This window comes from Streptomyces sp. JLBJ103 (assembly GCF_058215575.1).
In genome coordinates, this window is the sequence record NZ_CM177089.1 from 5,080,253 (window position 1) to 5,104,780 (window position 24,528).

Consider the following 24,528-nt stretch of genomic DNA (forward strand, 5'->3'; position numbering starts at 1 on the left):
GTGTCTGTCCCTTCGCGTTTGCGTTACGGGTGTCGGCGGGTCGCCCTTCGGCGGATGCGCCGCCAAGGGGGCGCACCCTCTGGCGGATGCGCCGCCAAGCGGGCGCGCCCCGGGCTCACTTGGCCGCCACGACCTTCACCGGCACCTTCACCGTCGTGTCGACGTCCTGGCCCTTGGCGGCCCGGATCGCGTTCCGCACGGCCATCTTGCCCAGTTCGCGGGGCTGCTGGGCGACGGTCGCGGCGAGCGTGCCGTTCTCCACCGCCTTGAGGCCGTCCGGGGTGCCGTCGAAGCCGACGACCTTGACGGACTTACCCGCCTTGGAGCCCAGCGCCTTGACCGCGCCGAGCGCCATCTCGTCGTTCTCGGCGAAGACCCCGTCCACACCCGGGTGGGACTGGAGCAGATTGGTGGTCACGTCCAGCGCCTTGGCCCGGTCGAAGTCGGCGGGCTGCTTGCCGACGACCTTGATGCCCGGGTACGCCTTCAGCCCCTCCGCGAAGCCCTGGCCACGCTCCCGCGAGGCCGAGGTTCCGGCGACGCCCTGGAGCACCAGGATCTTGCCCTTGCCGCCGAGCTGTTCGGCCAGCGTCTTCGCGGCCAGCTTGCCGCCCGCGATGTTGTCGGAGGCCACCAGGGACTCGATATCGGCCTTGTTGACGCCGCGGTCGGCGGCGAGCACCGGGATACCGGCCTTGTTGGCCGCCTTGACCGACGGGCCCGCGGCATCGGAGTCGACCGGGTTGATGATGATCGACTTCATGTTCTGGCTGGTGAAGTTCTGGATCTGATTGGCCTGCTGGGAGGCGTCGTTCTGGGCGTCGGTGACGGTCAGGCTCACCCCGGCGGCCTTGGCCTCCTCCTGCGCGCCCGCCTTCAGCTGGACGAAGAAGGGGTTGTTGAGCGTGGAGACCGACAGACCCACCTTGGTGTCCTTGCCCCCGGAGCCGCCCGAGTGCAGGAAGGAGGAGGCGAGCACCACGGCGCCGACGGCCACCGCCGCCACCGCGAACCGCCCCGCCGTGGCGGCCGCCTTACGCCCCGGCCCCTCCGGTCCTCCGGCCGGATCGCCGGACGTGGCCGGACGGGAGCCCGCGCGGCGGCGCAGGGTGTCCAGCAGTACGGCGAGCGCGATGACCACACCGATGACGACCTGCTGCCAGAAGGCGGACACCTCCAGCAGGTTGAGCCCGTTGCGCAGCACCGCGAGGATCAGCGCGCCGATCAGGGTGCCGGACGCCTTGCCGACCCCGCCGGACAGGCTCGCGCCGCCGATGACGACCGCGGCGATGGCGTCCAGTTCGTAGCCGACCGCCGCCTGGGGCTGCGCCGAGGACAGCCGGGAGGCCAGCACGATGCCCGCGACGGCCGCGAAACCGCCGGAGAGCGCGTAGACGACGAGCTTCTGGCGCGCCACCCGGATCCCGGAGAGCCGGGCCGCCTCCTCGTTGCCGCCGATCGCGTACATCGCGCGGCCCGGGTAGGTACGGCCGAGCACCCCCGCGGTGATCAGACCCATCACGATCATCACGATCACCGGAACGGGCAGCCAGCCGCCGAGGGTGTCACCGAGGTTGGAGACCGAGTCGGGGACGGCTATCGGGCTGCCCTGCGAGATCACCAGCGCCAGACCGCGGCCGACCGAGAGCATCGCCAGCGTGGCGATGAACGGCGGCAGTTTGCCGTAGGACACCAGCGCACCGCTGACCAGACCGCAGGCGATGCCCGTGCCGACGGCGAGCAGCACCGCCAGCCCCACCGGCAGCCCCTGTGAACTCGCGGACCAGGCGAGCACGGTGGCCGAGAGCGCGGCCACCGAGCCGACGGACAGATCGATGCCCGCGGAGACGATCACGAACGTGACGCCGAAGGCGAGGATCGCGGTGACCGCCGCCTGGACACCGACGTTGAGGAGATTGTCGGTGGTCAGGAAGTCGCCGGAGAGCAGCGACATGGCCGCCACCAGCAGTACCAGCGCGCTCAGCGCGCCGTTGTCGAGCAGCACGCGGCGCACGGCGGCCGGGCCCCCGGGGTCCTTCGTGGCGTTACGCGTGTCAGTTGCCACAGGGGCCCTCCTTTTCCGTGACGCCGACGCCTTCGACGGCGTCCTTGGCGTCTTTGACGTCCTTCACTGCCAGGGCCATCACGGCGTCCTGGGTCGCTTCCCGCGCGGTCAGCTCTCCGGCGATCCGGCCCTGGGCCATGACCAGGACGCGGTCGCTCATTCCCAGCACCTCGGGAAGGTCGCTGGAGATCATCAGGACCGCGTGGCCCGATGCGGTGAGCTCGTTGATGAGCTGGTAGATCTCGACCTTGGCGCCCACGTCGATCCCGCGGGTCGGCTCGTCGAGGATCAGCACCCTGCTCTCGGCGAGCAGCCATTTGCCGATGACGACCTTCTGCTGGTTGCCGCCGGAGAGGGTGCGCACCCGCTGGTCGAGACTGGCCATCCGGACGGCCAGCTGTTCCGCGACGCGCTCGGCGGCGCGCCGCTGCCCGGCCCGGTCGACCAGGCCCGCCCGGCTCGCGGAACGCAAGGTGACCAGGCCGAGGTTCTCCTGTACAGAGGCGTCTAGGACCAGGCCCTGGCCCTTGCGGTCCTCCGGTACCAGACCGACACCGGCAGCCATGGCGACCACCACGTCATGGCGGGGCAGCGGGCGGCCCGCGACCTCGACGGTGCCGGAGTCGTAGGGGTCGGCGCCGAACAGTGCCCGCACCACCTCGGTGCGGCCCGCGCCCACCAGACCGGCCAAGCCCACCACTTCACCGGCGCGCACTTCGAAGGCGATGTCGTGGAAGCTGCCGTCGCGGGTGAGGCCCTCGACCTTCAGCAGCGGCTCACCGGCCTCGGCGCGCTCGCGCGGGTACTGCTGCTCGATGGAGCGGCCGACCATCAGCCGCACCAGCTCGTCCTGTTCGGTGGCGGCCGGGACCTGGGTGACGCTGCGGCCGTCGCGCAGCACGGTGACCCGGTCGCCCAGGGCGGCTATCTCCTCCAGGTGGTGGGTGATGAAGACGACCCCGACCCCGTCCTCGCGCAGGGTGCGCACGATCCGGAAGAGCTTGTCGACCTCCTCGGTGGTGAGCACCGCGGTCGGCTCGTCCATGATCAGTACGCGCGCCTCCAGGCTGAGCGCCTTGGCGATCTCGACCATCTGGAGCCGGGCGATGCCCAGGTCCCGCACCCGGGTCGTGGGGGAGACGTCCACCCCGACCCGGGCGAGGAGTTCGGCGGCGCGGCGGTGCATCGTATGGCGGTCGATCATGCCGAAGCGGCGCGGCTGGCGGCCCAGGAAGATGTTCTCGGCGACGCTGAGGTCGGGGACGAGGTTGAACTCCTGGTAGATGGTGGCGATTCCGAGCCGTTCGGCGTCCTGGGCGCCGTCGATGCGCACCGGGGAGCCGTCGACGAGGATGCGGCCGCCGTCGGGGCGGTGGGCGCCGGAGAGCATCTTGATGAGCGTGCTCTTGCCCGCGCCGTTCTCGCCCAGCAGGACGTGCACTTCGCCGCGGCACAGATCGAAGTCGACGCCGTCCAGGGCGACCACACCGGGGAAGGTCTTGCGGACGCCCTCCATCCGCAGTAGTTCGGACTCCGGCCGCGACGGCTCTTCGGTGACACGGGGCGTCGTGCTCATGGCGTGCTCCCTTCGGGCTCGCCGCACGAGCGGCGGGTGACCAGGCGGGCGGAGAGGGTCACCGACTCCGCGCGGCGGCCCTCGACGAGGTCGACCAGCGCGCGGACGGCGGCGTGGCCGAGCTCCCCGGTGGGCTGGGCGATGGCGGTGATCGGCGGATCGGTGTGGACGAACCAGGGGATGTCGTCGAACGCGGCCAGCGCGACATCGTCGGGGACCCGCAGCCCGCGAGCGCGGATCTCGTCCATCGCGCCGAGCGCCATCAGGTTGTCCGCGGCGAAGATCGCGTCCGGGGGCCGCGGCAGATCGAGGAAGCGGGCGGTGACCCGGCGTCCGCTGTCCGCCTGGAAGTCGCCCTGGCCGATGTGGCCGTCGTCCAGCGCGAGCCCGAACTCCCGCAGCGCCGCGCGGAAGGCGTCCACCCGCTCGCGTCCGGTGGTGGTGGCCGCCGGGCCCGCGATGATGGCGAGCCTGCGGTGGCCGAGCGCGTGCAGATGGGCCACCAGGTCGCGGATGGCGCCGCGGCCGTCGGTGCGCACCACCGGTACCGCGGCCAGGCTCTCGTCCTCGATCCAGCGATCGACGAACACCATGGGTGTACCGGTGCGGGCGGCGTCCAGCATCATCGGCGAGCCGCCGTCGGTGGGGGAGACCAGCAGCCCGTCGATACGGCGGTCCATCAGGGTGCGTACGTGGTGATCCTGGAGATCGGGCCGCTCATCGGCGTTGCCGATCACCACGCTGTAGCCGAGGGCGCGGGCCGCGTCCTCGACGGAGCGGGCCAGTTCGGTGAAGAACGGATTGAGCACATCGCTGATGACCAGTCCGAGCGCCCGGGTCTGGTCGGTGCGCAGCGAGCGGGCGACGGCGTTGGGGCGGTAGCCGAGCTCGGCGACCGCGGCGAGCACGCGCTCCCGGGTGTCCGCGCGGACGGAGGGGTGTTGGTTGAGCACCCGCGAAACCGTCGCGACGGAGACCCCGGCCCGTTGCGCCACGTCCTTGATGGCCGGCATCGTCCACCTCCTCGTGGAATCGATTACACGGAGGATTGGAATCGATTACACGGGACTCGGACAAGAGCTCGGTCCGCCCCGAAACCGGATCGTGATATTCCGTACTGGCCGCCGCCGGAACGCCGCCGCGCTTTCCACAACCGGCGGTTTTTCCACAGCCGCGCACCGCTCCGGACCGTCTGTCGGGCCCCGGCGGTACGGTCGGTCCATGCTCAAACTCGCGGTGGTCGAAGGGGTCCTGGAGCGGATCACCTACGCCAATGAGGAGAACGGCTATACGGTCGCGCGCGTCGACACCGGCCGCGGCGCGGGCGATCTGCTGACCGTCGTGGGCTCGCTGCTGGGGGCCCAGCCGGGCGAGTCGCTGCGGATGGAAGGCCGCTGGGGCTCCCATCCGCAGTACGGCAAGCAGTTCACCGTGGAGAACTACACCACCGTCCTCCCCGCCACCGTCCAGGGCATCCGCCGCTATCTGGGCTCCGGCCTGATCAAGGGGATCGGCCCGCGGATCGCCGACCGGATCACCGAGCACTTCGGCATCGAGACCCTGGAGGTCATCGAGGAGCGGCCGGAGCGGCTGATCGAGGTCCCCGGGCTCGGCCCCAAGCGCACCAAGATGATCGGCGCGGCCTGGGAGGAGCAGAAGGCCATCAAGGAGGTCATGGTCTTCCTCCAGGGCGTCGGTGTCTCCACCTCCATCGCGGTGCGGATCTACAAGAAGTACGGGGACGCCTCGATCTCCGTGGTGAAGAACCAGCCGTACCGGCTGGCGGCCGATGTCTGGGGCATCGGCTTCCTCACCGCCGACAAGATCGCCCAGTCGGTCGGTATCCCGCACGACAGCCCCGACCGGGTCAAGGCCGGTCTCCAGTACGCCCTGTCCCAGTCCACCGACAACGGCCACTGCTATCTCCCCGAGGAGCAACTGATCGCGGACGCCGTGAAGTTGCTCCAGGTCGACACCGGTCTGGTGATCGACTGCCTGGGGGAGCTCGCCGCCGAGGAGGGGGTGGTGCGCGAGCGCGTCCCCGCCCCGGACGGCGGCGATCCGGTCGCGGCGGTCTATCTGGTCCCCTTCCACCGCGCGGAGATCTCCCTGGCCGGGCAGGTGCTGCGGCTGCTGCGCACCGAGGCGGACCGGATGCCCGACTTCCAGGGCGTGGACTGGGAGAAGGCGCTGACCTGGCTGGCCGCCCGCACCGGCGCCGAGCTGGCCCCCGAGCAGCGCGAGGCGGTGCGGCTCGCGCTCACCGAGAAGGTAGCGGTGCTCACCGGCGGCCCGGGGTGCGGCAAGTCCTTCACCGTCCGTTCGGTGGTGGAGCTGGCCCGCGCCAAGAAGGCGAAAGTGGTGCTGGCCGCCCCCACCGGCCGGGCCGCCAAGCGGCTCGCCGAGCTGACCGGAGCCGAGGCGTCCACCGTCCACCGGCTGCTGGAGCTCAAGCCCGGCGGCGACGCCGCGTATGACCGGGACCGCCCGCTCGACGCCGACCTGGTGGTGGTCGACGAGGCGTCCATGCTCGATCTGCTGCTGGCCAACAAGCTGGTCAAGGCGGTCCCGCCAGGTGCGCATCTGCTCTTCGTCGGCGATGTGGACCAGCTGCCCAGCGTCGGCGCCGGGGAGGTGCTGCGCGATCTGCTGTCCCCCGGGAGCCCGGTTCCGGCGGTGCGGCTGACCCGGATCTTCCGCCAGGCCCAGCAGTCCGGTGTGGTCACCAACGCTCACCGGATCAACGAGGGGGTGCCGCCGCTCACCCAGGGGCTCTCCGACTTCTTCCTCTTCGTCGAGGACGACACCGAGGAGACCGGGCGGCTCACGGTCGATGTCGCGGCCCGCCGCATCCCCGCCAAATTCGGTCTGGACCCCCGGCGTGACGTGCAGGTTCTCGCCCCGATGCACCGCGGCCCGGCAGGCGCGGGCGCGCTGAACGGACTGCTTCAGCAGGCCATCACCCCCGCCCGCCCCGACCTCCCGGAGCGCCGTTTCGGCGGCCGGATCTTCCGCGTCGGCGACAAGGTGACCCAGATCCGCAACAATTATGAGAAAGGGGCTAATGGAGTCTTCAACGGCACGGTTGGAGTCGTCACCTCCCTCGACACCGATGAGCAGCGGCTGACCGTGCTGACGGACGAGGACGAGGAGGTGCCGTACGACTTCGATGAGCTGGATGAGCTGGCTCACGCCTATGCGGTGACCATCCACCGCTCCCAGGGCAGTGAGTACCCGGCCGTTGTGATTCCGGTGACCACCGGAGCCTGGATGATGTTGCAGCGCAATCTGCTCTACACGGCGGTGACCCGCGCCAAGCGCCTTGTGGTGCTGGTCGGCTCGCGGCGTGCGCTGGGGCAGGCGGTACGTACGGTCTCGGCGGGACGGCGCTGCACGGCACTGGACCACCGGCTCGGCGGTGATGTACGAGTCGAGGATGCCGCAAGGGTTTCCGAACGATGACGAACGGGGCAGGATGGGCGTGGAAGCGGCACTGAGTGCCGCCAAAAGGCCCTATGGCCGACCCCGAGTGCACATCCATCGTCCGGATGGGGGAAGGTGGGGGGAGTCAGGGCACCTCGAAGAAGAGAACCAGGACGTCGGTGAGGGATGACGTGAGCGACAACTCTGTAGTACTGCGGTACGGGGACGGCGAGTACACCTACCCGGTGGTCGACAGCACCGTCGGCGACAAGGGCTTTGATATCGGGAAGCTGCGCGCCCAGACCGGTCTGGTGACCCTGGACTCCGGTTACGGCAACACCGCCGCGTACAAATCCGCGATCACCTATCTTGACGGTGAGAAGGGCATTCTGCGCTATCGCGGTTACCCCATCGAGCAGCTGGCGGAGCGCAGCACGTTCCTGGAGACTGCCTTCCTGCTGATCAACGGCGAGCTGCCCACCGTGGACGAACTGGCCGCGTTCCGCGACCAGATCACCACCCACACGCTGCTCCACGAGGACGTCAAGCGCTTCTACGACGGCTTCCCGCGCGACGCCCACCCGATGGCCATGCTCTCCTCGGTGGTCAGCGCCCTGTCGACCTTCTACCAGGACAGCCACAACCCCTTCGACGAGAAGCAGCGCGACCTCTCGACGATCCGGCTGCTGGCCAAGCTGCCGACCATCGCGGCCTATGCCTACAAGAAGTCGGTCGGCCACCCGTTTGTCTACCCGCGTAACGACCTTGGCTACGTGGAGAACTTCCTGCGGATGACCTTCTCGGTCCCGGCTCAGGAGTACGAGCTCGACCCGATCGTCGTCAGTGCCCTCGACAAGCTGCTGATCCTGCACGCCGACCACGAGCAGAACTGTTCGACCTCCACCGTCCGGCTGGTCGGCTCCTCGCAGGCCAATATGTTCGCCTCCGTCTCGGCGGGCATCAGCGCCCTGTGGGGTCCCCTGCACGGCGGTGCCAACCAGTCCGTCCTGGAGATGCTGGAGGGCATCCAGGCGTCGGGCAGCGACGTCGACACCTTCATCCGCAAGGTGAAGAACAAGGAAGACGGCGTGAAGCTCATGGGCTTCGGGCACCGCGTCTACAAGAACTTCGACCCCCGGGCGAAGATCATCAAGTCGGCGGCGCACGATGTCCTCTCCGCCCTCGGCAAGTCGGACGAGCTTCTTGAGATCGCGCTCAAGCTCGAGGAGCACGCCCTCGCCGACGACTACTTCGTCGAGCGCAAGCTCTACCCGAACGTGGACTTCTACACCGGTCTGATCTACCGGGCGATGGGCTTCCCGACCGAGATGTTCACCGTGCTGTTCGCGCTCGGCCGGCTGCCGGGCTGGATCGCCCAGTGGCACGAGATGATCAAGGAGCCCGGCTCCCGCATCGGCCGCCCGCGCCAGATCTACACCGGCGTTGTCCAGCGCGACTTCGTCCCGGTCGAGCAGCGCTGACGGCTCCACCTGTGGCCGCCGGACCTCGTTCCGGCACGGGGCGCCCTTCTGGGGGCGCCCTTCGTCATGGGTGCCTGCCCCGTCCGGGCGGCCCCGGAGGCAGGTAAGGGCGCCTCAGAGCTCCGGGTTCTGTGGCCGACCGGCGAGTGAGCCGAAGGGGCGCGACCCTGACGAAAGGGAGAGCGCGCGGAGGCCGCGAGGAACGAGTGGCCGAGCACGGTCGAGTGTCGTCAGGGGCTGAGGCGCCCCGGAGGCGAACCGAGCCCCTGAAAAAAAGAGGGTCGACCGTCGTCAGGGGCTGAAGCGCCCCGGAGGCGAACCGAGCCCCCAATCAAAAGAGAAAGCGCCCCGCTTCCGATCCCCCCACGGGTCGGAGCGGGGCGCTTCCCATGTCCCGGATCGGATTCCCCCCACGGGATCCGGCCGGGCGTCCACGGGCCGCACAGGCGGCGTTACGGCGCGATCTGCCGGGACGAGTACCTACGGGAGGGCCGCTCAAAGCTCCCCGAGTACCTCGCCCCGGCCACGCGTAGCGGGACGCGTCCCCCAAGACGAATCCCCACCGTCCCATTAGACTCGCGACCCCTTGAAATGGTTACGTTGGGTTGCGTGTGATCTGCGTCTCTTGCCATAAGGGGCGTACAAGGGCAAGAGCCTCGATTTGAAGATCGAGGCTCTTGTGTATGGGTGTTGTGCGGCTTATGGGGAGCCGGTGAAGTTATGTGGATGTCGTGAAGGTCCGCAGTCGCAGGCTGTTGGTGACGACGAAAACCGACGAGAACGCCATGGCCGCTCCCGCGATCATAGGGTTGAGCATTCCGGCCGCAGCGAGCGGAAGCGCCGCGATGTTGTAAGTGAACGCCCAGAAAAGATTGCCCTTGATGGTGGTCAGCGTCCGGCGTGCCAGGCGGATCGCGTCCGCCGCGACCCGGAGGTCGCCCCGGACCAGGGTGAGATCCCCGGCCTCGATGGCCGCGTCCGTCCCCGTGCCCATGGCGAGTCCGAGGTCGGCGGTGGCCAGGGCGGCCGCGTCGTTGACGCCGTCGCCCACCATGGCGACCGTACGGCCCTCGCCCTGGAGCCGCTTGACCACGTCCACCTTCTCCTCCGGCAGGACTTCGGCGATGACCTCCTCGACGCCGATCTCGCGCGCCACCGACTCGGCGACCAGCCGGTTGTCCCCGGTCAGCAGCACCGGGGTGAGGCCGAGGGCGCGCAGCTGGGCGACGGCCTCGGCGCTGGTCTCCTTGATCGCGTCGGCGACCAGCAGGATGCCGCGCGCCTCGCCGTCCCAGGCCACGGCGACGGCCGTATGGCCCTCCGTCTCGGCGGTGGCCTTGGCGGAGGCCAGTTCCCCGGGCAGTTCGACGGACCACTGGCCGAGCAGCTTCTCCCGGCCGACCAGCACCTTGTGTCCGTCCACCACCCCCCGTACGCCGAGTCCGGCGACGGAGATGAAGTCCTCGGGCACCGGGAGGGCGCCGACCCGCTCGGCCGCGCCGTCCGCGACCGCGCGGGCGACCGGGTGCTCGCTGGCGTGCTCCACGGCACCGGCGAGGCGCAGCAGCTCGTCCTCGTCCGTGCCGGGCGCGGTGACGACCCCGCGCAGCCGCATCCGGCCGGTGGTGACGGTGCCGGTCTTGTCCAGGACGACGGTGTCCACCCGGCGGGTCGACTCCAGCACCTCGGGTCCCTTGATGAGGATGCCCAGTTGGGCGCCACGGCCGGTGCCGACCATCAGCGCGGTCGGGGTGGCCAGGCCCAGGGCGCAGGGGCAGGCGATGATCAGGACGGCCACGGCGGCGGTGAAGGCGGCGGTGGCGTCCCCGGTGGCGCCCAGCCAGACCAGCAGGGTGCCGAGGGCGATCAGCAGCACGATCGGTACGAAGATCCCGGAGACCCGGTCGGCCAGCCGCTGCACCTCGGCCTTGCCGTTCTGCGCGTCCTCCACCAGCTTGGCCATCCGGGCGAGCTGGGTGTCGGTGCCGACGCGGGTGGCCGCCACGACGATCCGGCCCGCCGTGTTGACGGTCGCGCCCGCCACCGCGTCGCCCACCACGACGTCCACCGGCACCGATTCGCCGGTCAGCATCGAGGCGTCCACGGCCGAGCCGCCCTCGACGACCGTGCCGTCGGTGGCGATCTTCTCGCCGGGACGGACCACGAAGTGGTCGCCGACCGCCAACTCGCCGATGGGGACGCGGACCTCCCGGCCGTCGCGCAGGACGGCCACGTCCTTGGCGCCGAGTTCGAGCAGGGCGTGCAGCGCGGCCCCGGCCCGCCGCTTGGACTTCGCCTCCAGGAAGCGGCCGAGGAGGATGAAGGTGGTCACCCCGGCGGCGGCCTCGAGATAGATCGAGGACGATCCGGCCGCGCGGGAGACGGTGAGGTCGAAGCCGTGCCGCATTCCGGGCATGCCCGCGTCGCCGAAGAACAGCGCCCACAGGGACCAGCCGAGGGCTGCCAGGGTGCCGATGGAGACGAGGGTGTCCATGGTGGCCGCGCCGTGCCGGGCATTGGTCCAGGCGGCCTTGTGGAAGGGCGCGCCGCCCCAGACGACAACGGGCGCGGCGAGGGTGAGCGAGAGCCACTGCCAGTTCTCGAACTGGAGCGAGGGCACCATCGCCAGCACGACGACGGGCAGGGACAGCGCGAGGGAGACGAGCACGCGGTGGCGCAGGGGGTCCGGCCCGTCCTCGCCGCGGCCGGGGCGGTCCTGCGGGCCGTCGGAGGGCTCGGCGGAGGCGGCCGGGGGCTCGGGCTGGGGTGGGCGCGGTTCCTTGGCGGTGTAGCCGGTTCTGACGACCGTGGCTATCAGGTCGGCCACCTCGACCCCGGCGCCGTAGGACACCTTGGCCTTCTCGGTGGCGAAGTTGACCGTGGCGGACACTCCGTCGATGCGGTTGAGCTTCTTCTCGATGCGTGCCGCACAGGAGGCGCAGGTCATACCGCCGATGGCGAGTTCGACCTGTGCTGTGCGCCCGGCTTCGGGAGCCGTGCTGGTGGTCATGTCTGGGTCTCCTGGGAGGAGGGCCGGTGCCGTACGGCGGCTGTATGAGCAGTGCGGTACGGCCCGGCGGGAGGAGTCGGGGTGCTCAGGCCCGGCCGGCGAGCTCGTAGCCCGCCTCGTCGACGGCGGCGCGGACGGCCTCGTCGTCCAGCGGGGCGGCCGAGACGACGGTGACCTGTCCGGTGGAGGCCACGGCCTTGACGGAGGAGACGCCGCCGAGGGCGCCGAGCTCCTCGGTGACGGCGCTCTCGCAGTGGCCGCAGGTCATACCGGTCACCTGGTAGACGGTGGTGACGCCGGAGCCGATGTTCGCCTCGGAGCTCATGGACTTTCTCCTGTGGGGTGGCGTGATGGTTGGGACGCAGGAGACGCCGGATGCCCCAGGGTCTCCTGACTCTTCTAACTCTATACCCCTAGGGGGTATTCCCGGAAGCCGGAGGTGCGCCGGTTCCTGGACGGCGCGCAACGCCCGCGCGCGCTCCCCTTGCACGCAAACGCGCCCGACGCGCCCGACGCTCCTGCGGCGGTGGAGGGTGGAGCGGGTGTCAGGGGGCGGGGGCGCCCTCGGTGCCGATGATCGGGGCGAGATAGCCGTAGAGGGCGGCCTTGGTCTCGGCGGTGTACGCCGCCCGCTCCTCTCCGTGATGCGAAAGGATCAGATCGAGACCGGCTTTGAACAGCTCGAACGCCATGGCGGCGGTGCGGGTTCGGCGGTCGGCGGGCAGATCGGGGTTGCTGACCCCGATCAGCTCCTCCACCCGGGTCCGGAGAGTGACGTGCAGTGCGTCGTGCTCCTCGATGACGCGGCCGGGCGCCTCCGTGGAGTGGATCAGCGCGAGGAAGGCGGGATTCGCGCAGTTGAACTCGATCATCGGATCCAGGACCGCGTCCAGCATCTCGCCCAGCGGCAGTGAGGCGTTCTCGACCGTGAAGACCAGGCCGTGGGCCTGCCGCATCTGATGGGTCAGCCGCTCGCCCAGCTCGACCGCGATGGCCTCCTTGTTCGGGAAGAACTGGTACAGCGTGCCCGGGGAGACGCCCGCCTCGCGGGCGATGGCGTTGGTGCTCGCGCCGGTGTAGCCGCTTTTGCAGAAGACGCTGGCGGCCGCGTCGAGCAACTGCTGGACCCGGCGCTCCCCGCGTGCCTGCCTGCGACGCGGCTTGGCGGCTCCCTCGGGCTGGGCTGCCTTGCTCTCGGTCACGCGCAATCTCCGGATCTTCGTGTTCGATTGACAAACGCGAGTGCTCGCTCGCATTCTTGTAAACGCGAGCGATCGCTCGTGTCTGCCAGTCTATGGCAATCAACGACCCATGCTGCCTGCCCGGACGTCGTGCGGTGGCCTGGGCACAGGTGAAGGGGACACCGTGCCATGACCACTGTCAACCGACCGTCGGGGGACCGGATCGGAGGATGGACCCGCCTGGTCACGGCGCGCCCCCGGCTCTCTTTGCTGCTCGCCCTGCTCTTTACCGCGCTCGCCGTCGTGGCGGGCAGCGGTGTCGCCGACCGGATGGGCAGTGGGGGCTGGGAGGACCCTGCCTCCCAGTCCTCCTATGCCACCAAGGAGTTGGAGAAGCGCTTCCCGACCTCTCAGCCCAATCTGATCCTGCTGGTCGACAGTGGGAGAGCCACCGTGGACGATCCCAAGGTCGCCGCCGAGGGCCGCGCGCTCGCGAAGAAGCTGGCGAAGGAGGAATTGGTCACCGGCGTCACCTCCTACTGGGACACCGGCGCGCCCGCCCTCCGCCACCGGGACCGCGGCGAGGCGATCATCGCCGCGCGCATCGTGGGCGACGAGTCCGCGGCCAACAAGACGCTGGAGCGGCTCGCCCCGCACTACCGGGGGGACCATGGGCCGGTCGAGGTTTCGATCGGCGGCATGGTCGCGGTCCGCCATGAGCTCCAGACCACCATCCAGGAGGATCTGCTGCGGGCCGAGATGATCGCCCTGCCCATCACCCTGGTGCTGCTCGTCATGGTCTTCGGCAGCGCGGTGGCGGCCCTGCTCCCGCTCGGCGTGGGCATCATCGCCATCCTGGGCACCGACGCGGTGCTGCGCGGTCTCACCGAATTCACCGATGTCTCGGTCTTCGCGCAGAACCTGACCACCGCCCTCGGCCTCGGACTGGCCATCGACTACGCCCTGTTCATCGTGCGCCGCTTCCGCGAGGAGCTGGCCACCGGCGCCGCCGCCCTGCCCGCCGTGGCCGCCACCCTGCGCACCGCCGGGCGCACCGTGCTCTTCTCGGCGCTGACCGTCGCCGTCTCGCTCGCCGCCATGATGGTCTTCCCGCAGTACTTCCTGCGCTCCTTCGCCTATGCGGGCATCGCCGTGGTGCTGATCGCGGCGGGCGCCGCTTTGGTGGTGCTGCCCGCGGCGCTGGTGCTCCTCGGCGACCGGGTCAACTCCCTCGATCTGATGAAGCTGCTGCGCCGCGGCCGCCCCGCCCGTACTGGTGAGCCCGGCCGCGGCTGGGGGCGGCTCGCCCGGCTGGTCATGCGGCGCGCCCCGCTGTTCGCGCTGGCCACTGTCGCCGGGCTGGCCGCGCTCGGACTGCCCTTCCTGCGGGTGGAGTTCGGCACCGCGGACGACCGTCAGCTGCCCGAAAGCGCCGCGTCGCATGTGGTCCAGCAGCACATCCGGGACGGCTTCCCCGGCGGACCCGGCGGCGCCGTCGAGATCATCGCCGAGGGCCGCCTCGGCCCCCGGTCCCTCGTCGACTACAGCGCCAAGCTCTCGGGGCTCCCCGATGTGCGGCGGGTGGACAGCCCCGCGGGCCACTTCGCCGGCGGCCGTCAGGTGGCCAAGCCCGGCCCGGCCGAGGCGGCGCGCGCGGCCGGGGGGAGTGCGTATCTCACCGTGCTGCCCAAGGGTGAGGCGGTGGACGCCACGAGCCAGGACCTGGTGCGCGACATCCGCGCCCAGCACCCCCCGTTCCGCGCCTCGGTGACCGGCACCGCCGCCGTCCTGGTCGACACCAAGGACTCGATAGCCGACCGGCTGCCCTGGGCCGCGGCGATCATCGCCGCCGTCACCCTGCTGTTGGTCTTCCTGCTCACCGGCAGTGTGCTGATACCGATCCAGGCGGTGTTGCTCAACGCGCTCAGTCTCACCGCGATGTTCGGCGCGGTGGTGTGGGTCTTCCAGGACGGACATCTGTCCGGCCCGCTGTCCTTCACCACCTCCGGCGATATCGAGACCACCCTGCCGGTGCTGATGTTCTGCGTCGCCTTCGGTCTCTCCATGGACTACGGCGTCTTCCTGCTCTCCCGGATCAAGGAGGAGTTCGACCGAACCGGGGACCACACCTCGGCCGTGGAGTTCGGGCTGCGGCGCACCGGCGGGCTGATCACGGCGGCGGCGCTGATCCTCGCCGTGGTGATGGTCGCCATCGGCACCTCGCGGGTCACCAACACCAAGATGCTGGGCCTGGGTATCGCCCTGGCGGTGCTGATGGACGCCATGGTGGTGCGCAGTCTGCTGGTGCCCGCGGTGATGCGGCTGACCGGCCGGGCCACCTGGTGGGCGCCGGGCCCGCTGCGCCGGCTGCACGCCAGGATCGGGCTGAGCGAGGGGGAGTCCGCCCCGGCCCCGGGCGGTGGCGGCAGCGGGGATGACACCGGGCCCCGCAGCGAGGAGGAGCTGCGGGACCCGGTCCGCGCGGGGCACTGACGCCTTCCGGGTGGCTTGCGCCCCTTCCGTAAGGCGCCGGGGACATCAGGTGCCGGTGCGCAAGGGGCACCTCCCGCGCGGGGATTCAGAGGTGGCCGGCGCCAGGGTCCGTCGTCGAAGGGAGCGTCCTTCGACGGCGGACCCTAGGGTTCGTCGCGGCGACCGCGCCGGTTGCCCGGTCTGCGGGCCACCCAGGACCGGACGGTGTCCCCGTACCAGTACGGTTTGCCGCGCTCCACCAGATCGGGGGGCGGCAGCAGCCCGTGCTTGCGATACGACCGTACGGTGTCGGTCTGGACCCCGATATGCGCGGCGATCTCCTTGTACGACCACAGCCTCCGGTCGGTCATCTCTCGCGCCCTTCCCGCAGACACCGCGACCACGGCCCCGGTGGGGCCGTCGGGGGAGCCACGGCGGACCTGCTGACGATCTCTCAGCCTGTGCCCGGTGAACGACGCTGAGTGACCGTCGGACAGGGGCTGTTGAACACCTGTGACGAAGGCGTGCGGAGATGTGACGGCCGTTACACCGGAGTGACGCTCAAGCCCTCAGCTCGGACATCCGTTTGGTGATCTCCTCCAGCCGCACCGGACGGTGCTCCAGCCGCGACAGTTCACATGCCTCGGCCACCAGCAGGGCGTAGAGCGCCTGCTCACCGGAGCAGGGGTTGGGGGCATCGCCCCGGGCGGCCCGGACGAACGCGGCCAGCTCCGCCCGGTAGGCGTCCTCGAACCGCTCCAGGAAGTGCGCCCAGGGCCGGTCGGGACCGGTGGGTCCGCCCGGTTCGGCCGAGGTGAAGGGCGTACGGCCGTCCAGCCCCACCACCAACTGGTCGTGCTCGCCCGACAGTTCCATCCGCACGTCGTATCCGGCGCCGTTGTAGCGGGTGGCGGTCGCGGTCACCAGCGTGCCGTCGTCCAGCGTCAGGAGCGCCGCCGCGGTGTCCACATCGCCCGCCTCCCGGAAGAACGCGGCACCGCCCGCCGAACCGGACGCGAACACCTCCACCACCTCCCGCCCGGTCAGCCAGCGCACGGCGTCGAAGTCATGCACCAGACAGTCCCGGATCAGCCCGCCCGAGTGGGGCAGGAACTCCGGCGGCGGGGGAGCGGCGTCCGAGGTGATCGCCCGGATGGTGTGCACCCGGCCGAGCCTCCCCGCGCGCAGCGCCTCCCGCGCGGCCCGATATCCGGCGTCGAACCGCCGCTGGAAGCCCATCTGGAGCATGGTCCCGGCCGATTCGACCTCGCTCAGCGCCCGGACGGTGCCGGCCAGGTCCAGGGCGATGGGCTTCTCGCAGTACGCGGGCAGCCCGGCCCGTGCCGCCCGGGTGATCAGCTCGGCGTGCGAGGCGGTCGCGGTGGCGATCACCACGGCGTCGATCCCGCCGTCGAAGACCGCGTCCACCGATGCGGCGGCGGTCACCGGTACATCGGCCTCCGCGTCGATCCGCGCGGCCAGTTCGGCGGCCCGCGTGCTGTCGGCATCCCCGATCAGCAACTCGTCGACGCCGTCCGTGGCGGCGAGGGCGGCGGCATGGAAGGAGCCGATCCGCCCGGCGCCGAGGAATCCGATGCGCATGATGTGTGGTCCCGTCTGGTGAGTGAGGAGTCGCGTCGGGGACAGCGAAGGGCCGGCCGTGGCGGCGGCCGGCCCTTGCGGTTGTCAGCCGTGACGGATGGTCGGAGAGGATGACGGATGGTCAGAGGTGGGGGTCAGCGGTACAGGGCGGGGCGCTCGATCATCTCCACGGCCGTGCGCTCACCGGTCTTCTGGGCCCGCAGCCCCGCCTCGCAGACGGCGGCCGCGGCATAGCCGTCCCAGGTGCTGGGCCCCACGACCTCCCCGCGCCGGGTGGCGTCGACCCACGTCTGCACCTCCCGGTCGTACGCCTCCTCGAAGCGCGCCACGAAGTCCGGGGCGATCTCGCCGCCCCAGGTGCCGGGGCGGTTGACCAGCATGCCGTGGGCGTCGCCGACCCGCGCGGTGCCGCGTTCACAGACCGCCTCGGCCTGCACCTGGTAGCCGAAACCGCAGCTGGCGAACATCTCGACATTGACCAGCGCACCGCCGCTGGTCTCGAAGATCACCAACTGGGGGTCGCCGAGCCCCTCGGGCGCGTATCCGCTGGGCGTCGGCTTGAGCACCGTCACCGCGGTGATCTCCTGCTCCAGCAGCCAGCGCGACTGGTCCATCTCATGCACCACCGCGTCGCTGATCAGCATCTCGGTGGTGAAGTACGAGTGCACCGAGGCATTGCGGTGACGGCAGTGCAGCATCAGCGGACGGCCCAGCTCGCCGGTGGCCAGCAGCGCCTTGAGCTTCATGAACTCGGAGTCGTAGCGGCGCATGAAGCCGACCTGGACCCGGCGGTGGCCCAGCTTCTGCTCGGCCTCCAGGACCCGTAGCGCGGATGCCGAATCCGGAGTGAGCGGCTTCTCGCACAGCACCGCAAGATCCCGCTCGAACGCGCTGAGCAGCGCGGCCTCGTGTGCGGGGCCGGGGGAGGCGATCAGTACGGCGTCCACCCCCGGCGCGGCCATCGCCGCGGCCGGGTCGGTGAACGCCCGGCAGCCCTCGGCGGTGTCGGCGACCGCCTTGGCACGCGCTTCGTCGATGTCGACCACGGCGGCCACCCGTGCGCCGCTGATGACGTCATTGATCCGGCGGACATGGTCGGCGCCCATCTTGCCCGTCCCGATGACGGCGATCCCGAGCGTCCCCTGCTGGGTCATATGCGGTCTCTTCTCCTTCTGCCGGTCTGCTCGCCGGTGCTGTGGTCTGCCGGGACGGGGGTGTCAGGCGCCGCACGAGCGCAGGAAGCGGCGGGTGCGCTCGGCGATCGGGAACGGCTGGTCGGGTGGGCAGGGGTACATGTCCTGCTCGACGATGGCGAACAGGTCCACATCCAGCTTCTGGGCGGCGGTGAGGACCGGTCCGAGCGCGGGGACCCCGTTCGGCGGCTCGCACATCACCCCGCGCTGGACGGCCGGGCCGAACGGCACCCCGTTCTTCACCACGTCGGCCAGGATCTCCGGGTCCACCTGCTTGAGGTGGAGATAGCCGATGCGCTCGCCGTAGGTCTCGATGAGCTTGACGCTGTCGCCGCCGCAGTAGGCGTAGTGCCCGGTGTCCAGGCACAGGTTGACCAGACCGGAGTCGGTCGCGTCCAGGAAGCGGGCGACGTTCTCCTCGGTGTCGATGTGGGTGTCGGCGTGCGGATGGACGACGATCTCGAGCCCGTAGCGCTCGCGCACCTCCCGGCCGAGCCGTTCCATCCCGGTGGACAGATGGCGCCACTGCTCGGCGGTCAGCTCCGCCGGCTCGATGATCTCGGCGGTCTTGTCATCCCGCCAGAAGGAGGGGATGACCACCAGGTGCTTCGCGTTCATCGCCTGGGTCAGCTCGGCGACCTGGGAGACATGCGCCCAGGTGGCGTCCCAGACGTCGGGTCCGCGGTGGAGTGAGGTGAAGACGGTGCCCGCCGAGACGGTGAGCCCGCGGCGGGTGGTCTCCTCGGTGAGCCGGGCCGGATCGGTCGGCAGATAGCCGTACGGGCCCAGCTCGATCCAGGAGTAACCGGCCTCCGCGACCTCGTCGAGGAAGCGCTGCCAGGGGACCTGCTGCTCGTCGTCGGGGAACCACACCCCCCACGAGTCGGGGGCCGAGCCGACCCGGATGCGGTCCAGGGCGGGTACGGGAGAGGCGGCGGCAGTCATGGGGGAGGGTCTCCTCTCGCCGGTCATGGGCGACCGGGGAAGGGGGGCGGTGCGGATTCCTGTGCTCGATCGAGGATCGGGTGCCCGTGTCGTACTGTTTTGGGCAGCTTCACGCGACGGGCGGGCGGTCGTCAAGGGTTCGTCAGGACATTCGGACGTCATGTCAGACGGCGATCAGAGGGGCGGCTCAGGAGCCGGGCGTGTTCACGACCTCCGGCAGCTCCTCCACATCGACCCCGCGGACCTGGGAGAGCTCGTGCTTGAGGGCGGCCAGTTCGGCGCCACCGGCCATGTGGTTGGTCAGCTCCTCGAGGCTGACGTCCTCGCGCGCGGCGTTCATCTCCAGGGCACCCAGCCGGAGTACCGAGAAGTGGTCGCCGACCATGTAGGCGTGGTGCGGATTGTGGGTGATGAAGATGACCCCGAGCCCGCGCTCGCGCGCCGCCGCGATGTACTTGAGCACCACACCCGACTGCTTGACGCCGAGCGCCGCGGTGGGCTCGTCCAGGATCAGCACCCGGGCGCCGAAGTGGACGGCCCGCGCGATGGCCACGGACTGCCGTTGGCCGCCGGAGAGGGTGCCGATGGGCTGTTCCAGGTTGTCGAGGTGGATGCCCATGGCGGACAGCTCCTCGTCGGTGGTCCGCTTCATCCGCTCGATGTCCAGGCGGCGGAACGGCCACGGGCCTTTGGTCAGCTCGGAGCCGAGGAAGAAGTTCCGCCACACCGGCAGCAGCGGCACGGTGGCCAGGTCCTGGTAGACGGTGGCGATGCCGAGGTCCAGGGCCTCGCGCGGGTTGTTCAGCCGCACCGGCTTGCCGTCGACGAGGTACTCGCCCTCGTCGTGCTGGTGCAGCCCGGACACGATCTTGATCAGAGTGGACTTCCCGGCGCCGTTGTCGCCGAGGACGCAGGTCACCTTGCCCGGCCGGACGTCGAGGTCGATGCCCTCCAGGGCGCGTACGTTGCCGTAGAGCTTGCCGACGCCCTTGAGCTGGACGACCGGCTCATCGGCCCCGCCGATCTCGGCGGTGTGCTTCGATGCCATGGTGATCACCTCCTGGCGGCCTGACGGCGCACCCACAGATTGACGAGCGTCGCGAGCAGCAGCATCACGCCCACGAAGAACTTGAACCAGTCGGGGTTCCAGTTGGCGTAGACGATGCCCTGGTTGACCATCCCGAAGATGAAGGCGCCCAGGACCGCGCCGATCGCGGAGCCGTAGCCGCCGGTGAGCAGACAGCCGCCGATCACCGCCGCGATGATGTAGTAGAACTCGTTGCCGACGCCCTCGCCCGCCTGCACGGTGTTGTACTCGAAGAGCAGATGCATACCGACGAACCAGGCGGCGAAGCCGACGGTCATAAACAGCGCGATCTTGGTGAGGTTCACCGGTACGCCGACGGCACGGGCGCTCTCCTTCGAACCACCCACCGCGAAGATCCAGTTGCCGAACTTGGTGCGCAGCAGCACCCAGGTGGCGATGGCCGCGAAGGCGAGCCACCACAACACGGTCACCTTCACATCGACACCGAGGATGGGGACCTCGGAGGCGAAGACCGACTTGGCCTGGTCGAAGCCGTCCATGTCATTGATGGTGTCGGTGGCGACATTGCCGGTCAGCAGCTTGGTCACGGCCAGGTTGGCACCCTGGAGCATCAGGAAGCTGGCGAGGGAGACCAGGAAGCTGGGCAGTCCGGTCCGGATCAGCAGCAGTCCGTTGATCAGGCCCACACCGAGCGACACCAGCAGGGCGACGCCCACGCCCACCCAGACATTGGTGGTCAGCTGGAAGCTGAGCATGGACGCGGCCAGCGCCGAGGAGGTGACGGCGACACCGGCCGACAGATCGAACTCGCCGCCGATCATCAGCAGGGAGACGGCGAGTGCCATGATGCCCATGGTGGACGCCTGATAGAGGACGGTTGCGAAGGAGTCGGCCTGCCGGAAGGTCGGGGCGACGGCGAAGAAGAAGACGTAGACGCCGATGGCCGCGACCAGCGCGCCGATCTCCGGCCGGGCCAGTGCCCGGCGGGCCAGCGAGCGTTCGGCGGTGCGGCTCTTCGGCCCCGTGGCGGGGGAGGCCGGCGGCGTTGCCGCCGCCGGCGTGACGGTATGGGTCATCGCTTGATCACCGCGTACCCTTCTGTGCGAACTTCGCGATGGTGTCCACGTTGTCCTTGTCGACGAAGGCCGGACCGGTCAGCACCGGCTCCTGGCTACCGCCGCTGAAGTTGCCGTTGTACTTGTAGAGCCACATGGAGTCGATCGACAGATAGCCCTGGAGATAGGGCTGCTGGTCGACGGCGAACTGCACATCCCCGCTCTTCACGGCGGCGACGAGGTCCTTGTTGAGGTCGAAGGTGGCGACCTTGGCCTTGCCGCCCGCCTCCTCGGCGGACTGCACGGCGGTCAGCGCGAACGGGGCGCCCAGGGTGACCACATGGTCGATGCTGGAGTCCTGCTTGAGCTTGGCGGTGATGGTGGACTTCACCGACGGCATATCGGTGCCGTTGACATACAGGATGTCCGTCTTGCCCTTGAAGGTCTTCTTCACACCCGCGCACCGGGCCTCCAGGGCGACATGGCCCTGTTCCTGGATCACGCAGATGTTGTGCTTGGACTTCTCCTCGTTCAGCCGCTTGCCCAACGCCTCACCGGCGATGGACTCGTCCTGCCCGAAGAACTCCAGGATGCCCATGTCCTTCCACTGCTCAAGCCCCGCGTTGAAGGCGACGACCGGGATCCCGGCCTTCTCGGCCTTGGCTATCGCGCCCTTCATCGCGTCCGGCTTGGCCAGCGTGACGGCGATCCCGTCGACCTTCTGGTCGATGGCGTTCTGGATCAGGCTGGCCTGGTCGGCGCCATTGGGGTTGCTGGAGTAGACCAGGTCGATGTTGTCCTTGGCGGCGGCGGCCTTGGCGCCCTTGCGGACGGTGTCCCAGAAGGTGTCGCCCGGTGCCGCATGAGTGATCATGGCGATCTTCAGCCGGGGGGTGTTCGCCTTTCCGGCGGTGATGTCGTCGCCGGATTCTTGTGCCTTCTTGCCGCCTTGACTGCTGCATCCCGCGGCGAGGAGGACGGTTGCGGTGGCGAGTGCGGCGATTCCCGCTCCGCGGCGTCGGTTGATTCTGAGGTCCATCTGTTCCAGCACCTCTCAAGCCAGGACCGTTGTTCACACGGCCGTTGCAGAACGGGAGCCAACTCCTCCCGGCCATCGGCTGTCAAGGGTTTGTCATGACAACATTTCATCTGGACGTAACGACGCGATAACGCCTGCCACCCGCCCTGTGTGTCACGTCCGAATGTAATGACAAAGTCTTGACACGGGGGCTGGAGCACGTTTAGACCTGAAGGCGCCGGGCGCCGTCCGGTGTCTCTGGACCACCACCCTGAGCTGCGTCTTTCCCGAAGGGGCACGCATGAGTGAGCCGTACGACCTGATCACGATGGGCCGGATCGGAGTGGATCTCTATCCGCTCCAGACCGGTGTCCCTCTGCCGCAGGTCGAGTCGTTCGGAAAGTTTCTCGGTGGCTCGGCGACCAATGTCGCGGTGTCCGCCGCACGCTTCGGCCGCCGCTCCGCGGTCATCAGCCGCACCGGGGCGGACCCCTTCGGCGACTACATCCACCAGGAGCTGCGGGCGTTCGGGGTGGACGACCGGTTCGTCACCCCGGTCGAGGAGTATCCGACCCCGATCACGTTCTGCGAGATCTTCCCGCCGGACGACTTCCCGCTGTACTTCTACCGCCGCCCCAAGGCACCCGATCTGGAAATCCACCCCGGGGAACTGGACCTCGACGCCATCCGCGCGGCAAGGATCTTCTGGATGACCGGCACCGGTCTGAGCGAGGAACCCAGCCGCACCAGCACCCTCGCCGCCCTGGCCGCCCGCGCCAGGAGCGGTGCCACCGTCTTCGACCTCGACTGGCGGCCGATGTTCTGGCGCGACCCCGACACCGCCCGCCCCTTCTACGCCGAGGCGCTGCGCCATGCCACCGTCGCCGTCGGCAATGTGGACGAGTGCGAGATCGCCACCGGGGTCCGTGAACCCACCGCCTGCGCCGAGGCGCTGCTGGCGGCGGGCGTTGAACTGGCCGTCGTCAAACAGGGACCCAAGGGCGTCCTCGCCGTGCACCGCGACGGCAGCACCGCCGAGGTCCCTCCGGTCCCGGTGGAGGTGGTCAACGGGCTCGGCGCGGGCGACGCGTTCGGCGGCGCCCTGTGCCACGGCCTGCTCTCCGGCTGGGACCTGGAACGGATCATGCGGTACGCCAACGTGGCGGGCGCCCTCGTCGCGTCCCGGCTCGCCTGCTCCTCCGCGATGCCCACGGCGGCCGAGGTCGAGGCCCTGCTGTCCGGGGACTGACCACCATGCCATGGAGTTCCGGAGTCCCCCCGGTGGACCAACAAGGGTGCCCCATGGGGTGCCTCAGAGCTCCGGGTTCTGTGGCCTACCGGCGAGCGAGCCAAAGGGGCGCGACCCTGTTGAAAGGGAGAGCGCGCGGAGGCCGCGAGGAACGAGCGGCCGAGCACGGTCGACCGTCGACAGGGGGTTCAGCGCCCCGGCGGCGAGCCGAGCCCCCCAAAAAAATAGAAGGGAACACCCCTTGAGCATCAGCATCTCCGACCTCGTCACGGTGCGCAGCCGCCACCCGGAGGCCATCGCCGAGGCGGCCGCCCGCCGGGCCCGCCGTCCCCTGATCGGTGACAGCGGCCGGCTGATGATCGTGGCCGCCGACCACCCGGCGCGCGGCGCACTCGCCGTCGGAGACCACAAGCTGGCCATGGCCAACCGGGTCGATCTGCTGGAGCGGCTGTGCACGGCGCTGTCCCGCCCCGGTGTCGACGGGGTGCTCGCCACCGCCGACATCCTGGAGGACCTGCTGCTGCTCGGCGCCCTCGAGGGCAAGGTCGTGATGGGCTCGATGAACCGCGGCGGGCTGGCCGGTGCCACCTTCGAGCTGGACGACCGGTTCACCGGGCACCGCCCCCAGGACCTCGCCCGGCTCCGCTTCGACGCGGGCAAGCTGCTGCTGCGCATCGACTACTCCGACGCGGGCTCGCTGACCACCATGGTCAGCACCGCCCGCGCGATCGACGAGATGGCCGAGCACCGGCTGCCGGTCTTCGTCGAGCCATTCATATCCCGGCGGACGGACGGCCGGGTCAGCAACGATCTCGGCGCCGAGGCCGTCACCAAGTCCATCGCCATCGCCTCCGGCCTCGCCGGGACCTCCGCCTACACCTGGCTGAAGGTGCCGGTCACCGACGACTCCGACGAGATGGCCGCGGTCATGGAAACCAGCACCCTTCCGGCGGTACTGCTCGGCGGTGAGGTGGGAAGGGACCAGGAAGGGGCGTACGAGCGATGGCGCAAGGCTCTGCGGCTGCCGACCGTCCAGGGCCTGGTCGTCGGCCGCTCGCTGCTCTACCCGGCGGAGGGCAGCGTCGAGACCGCCGTGGACACCGCCGTCGGACTGCTCTGAACACCGCGCCGAACGCCTCGCGTCGAACGCCTCGCGCCGAACGCCCCGCACCATGGGCCCCGCCCCTGGAGGAAAGGCAGAAACAGACGT

At 69.9% G+C, this 24,528-nt stretch carries 18 protein-coding genes; 5 read left to right on the top strand and 13 right to left on the bottom strand.

Features of this window, described 5'->3' with window-relative positions; all coding sequences use genetic code 11:
• Positions 1 to 115: 115 nt before the first annotated feature.
• Genes AC4BEG_RS22440 through AC4BEG_RS22450 form a run of 3 tightly spaced genes read right to left on the bottom strand, consistent with a single transcriptional unit; the run spans position 116 to position 4,654 of the window.
• Positions 116 to 2,065 carry an ABC transporter permease/substrate-binding protein gene (locus AC4BEG_RS22440; protein WP_490701539.1) on the bottom strand — a complete coding sequence of 650 codons (1,950 nt, stop codon included), beginning with the start codon at positions 2,063 to 2,065 and terminating at the stop codon, positions 116 to 118.
• Positions 2,055 to 3,641, bottom strand: coding sequence for a sugar ABC transporter ATP-binding protein (locus tag AC4BEG_RS22445; RefSeq protein WP_490701540.1), 1,587 nt, complete (start codon positions 3,639 to 3,641; stop codon positions 2,055 to 2,057). Before AC4BEG_RS22445 ends, AC4BEG_RS22440 begins: the two co-directional genes overlap by 11 nt.
• A complete protein-coding gene (locus AC4BEG_RS22450) occupies positions 3,638 to 4,654 on the bottom strand; it encodes a LacI family DNA-binding transcriptional regulator (protein WP_490701541.1) in 1,017 nt (338 codons plus the stop codon). The genes AC4BEG_RS22445 and AC4BEG_RS22450 overlap by 4 nt, the downstream gene beginning before the upstream one ends.
• Before the next feature lie 208 nt (positions 4,655 to 4,862).
• On the opposite strand from AC4BEG_RS22450, the gene recD2 reads away from it, so the two are divergent.
• Positions 4,863 to 7,103, top strand: coding sequence for an SF1B family DNA helicase RecD2 (gene recD2, locus AC4BEG_RS22455; protein ID WP_490701542.1), 2,241 nt, complete (start codon positions 4,863 to 4,865; stop codon positions 7,101 to 7,103).
• Between the two features lie 152 nt (positions 7,104 to 7,255).
• A complete protein-coding gene (locus AC4BEG_RS22460) occupies positions 7,256 to 8,545 on the top strand; it encodes a citrate synthase (protein WP_490701543.1) in 1,290 nt (429 codons plus the stop codon).
• Between the two features lie 718 nt (positions 8,546 to 9,263).
• Here AC4BEG_RS22460 and AC4BEG_RS22465 read toward each other — a convergent pair.
• From AC4BEG_RS22465 to AC4BEG_RS22475, 3 genes are all read right to left on the bottom strand, one after another.
• The gene (locus tag AC4BEG_RS22465; protein WP_490701544.1) at positions 9,264 to 11,555 is read right to left on the bottom strand and encodes a heavy metal translocating P-type ATPase; all 2,292 of its coding nucleotides are present in this window, start codon (positions 11,553 to 11,555) and stop codon (positions 9,264 to 9,266) included.
• An 85-nt stretch (positions 11,556 to 11,640) separates the two neighbouring features.
• Positions 11,641 to 11,880 (bottom strand): heavy-metal-associated domain-containing protein, encoded by a 240-nt coding sequence (locus AC4BEG_RS22470; protein WP_490701545.1) that lies wholly within the window; start codon positions 11,878 to 11,880, stop codon positions 11,641 to 11,643.
• 220 nt (positions 11,881 to 12,100) lie between these two features.
• Positions 12,101 to 12,757: a TetR family transcriptional regulator gene (locus AC4BEG_RS22475; protein WP_490701546.1), complete on the bottom strand. Its 657-nt coding sequence runs from the start codon at positions 12,755 to 12,757 to the stop codon at positions 12,101 to 12,103.
• Positions 12,758 to 12,925: 168 nt separating this feature from the next.
• Here AC4BEG_RS22475 and AC4BEG_RS22480 point away from each other — a divergent pair, with 168 nt between their 5' ends.
• The gene (locus AC4BEG_RS22480) at positions 12,926 to 15,229 is read left to right on the top strand and encodes an MMPL family transporter (RefSeq protein ID WP_490701547.1); all 2,304 of its coding nucleotides are present in this window, start codon (positions 12,926 to 12,928) and stop codon (positions 15,227 to 15,229) included.
• A gap of 143 nt (positions 15,230 to 15,372) precedes the next feature.
• On the opposite strand, the gene AC4BEG_RS22485 is transcribed toward AC4BEG_RS22480, so the two are convergent.
• From AC4BEG_RS22485 to AC4BEG_RS22515, 7 genes are all read right to left on the bottom strand, one after another.
• Positions 15,373 to 15,579, bottom strand: a complete 207-nt coding sequence (locus AC4BEG_RS22485; protein ID WP_490701548.1) for a MerR family transcriptional regulator — start codon at positions 15,577 to 15,579, stop codon at positions 15,373 to 15,375.
• A gap of 190 nt (positions 15,580 to 15,769) precedes the next feature.
• Positions 15,770 to 16,810, bottom strand: coding sequence for a Gfo/Idh/MocA family protein (locus AC4BEG_RS22490; protein WP_490701549.1), 1,041 nt, complete (start codon positions 16,808 to 16,810; stop codon positions 15,770 to 15,772).
• Between the two features lie 134 nt (positions 16,811 to 16,944).
• Positions 16,945 to 17,964: a Gfo/Idh/MocA family protein gene (locus AC4BEG_RS22495; protein ID WP_490701550.1), complete on the bottom strand. Its 1,020-nt coding sequence runs from the start codon at positions 17,962 to 17,964 to the stop codon at positions 16,945 to 16,947.
• A gap of 63 nt (positions 17,965 to 18,027) precedes the next feature.
• A complete protein-coding gene (locus AC4BEG_RS22500) occupies positions 18,028 to 18,948 on the bottom strand; it encodes a sugar phosphate isomerase/epimerase family protein (protein WP_201875492.1) in 921 nt (306 codons plus the stop codon).
• A 187-nt stretch (positions 18,949 to 19,135) separates the two neighbouring features.
• Positions 19,136 to 19,996, bottom strand: coding sequence for an ATP-binding cassette domain-containing protein (locus AC4BEG_RS22505; protein WP_490701551.1), 861 nt, complete (start codon positions 19,994 to 19,996; stop codon positions 19,136 to 19,138).
• A 5-nt stretch (positions 19,997 to 20,001) separates the two neighbouring features.
• Positions 20,002 to 21,072, bottom strand: a complete 1,071-nt coding sequence (locus tag AC4BEG_RS22510) for an ABC transporter permease (protein ID WP_490701552.1) — start codon at positions 21,070 to 21,072, stop codon at positions 20,002 to 20,004.
• 7 nt (positions 21,073 to 21,079) lie between these two features.
• Entirely contained in the window at positions 21,080 to 22,090 is a 1,011-nt protein-coding gene (locus AC4BEG_RS22515) for a sugar ABC transporter substrate-binding protein (RefSeq protein WP_490701553.1), read from the bottom strand.
• A 280-nt stretch (positions 22,091 to 22,370) separates the two neighbouring features.
• Here AC4BEG_RS22515 and iolC point away from each other — a divergent pair, with 280 nt between their 5' ends.
• Positions 22,371 to 23,318 carry a 5-dehydro-2-deoxygluconokinase gene (iolC, locus tag AC4BEG_RS22520; RefSeq protein WP_490701554.1) on the top strand — a complete coding sequence of 316 codons (948 nt, stop codon included), beginning with the start codon at positions 22,371 to 22,373 and terminating at the stop codon, positions 23,316 to 23,318.
• Between the two features lie 241 nt (positions 23,319 to 23,559).
• Complete coding sequence (locus AC4BEG_RS22525; RefSeq protein ID WP_490701555.1) at positions 23,560 to 24,438, top strand: Cgl0159 family (beta/alpha)8-fold protein; 879 nt, start codon at positions 23,560 to 23,562, stop codon at positions 24,436 to 24,438.
• The last annotated feature ends 90 nt before the right edge of the window (positions 24,439 to 24,528 follow it).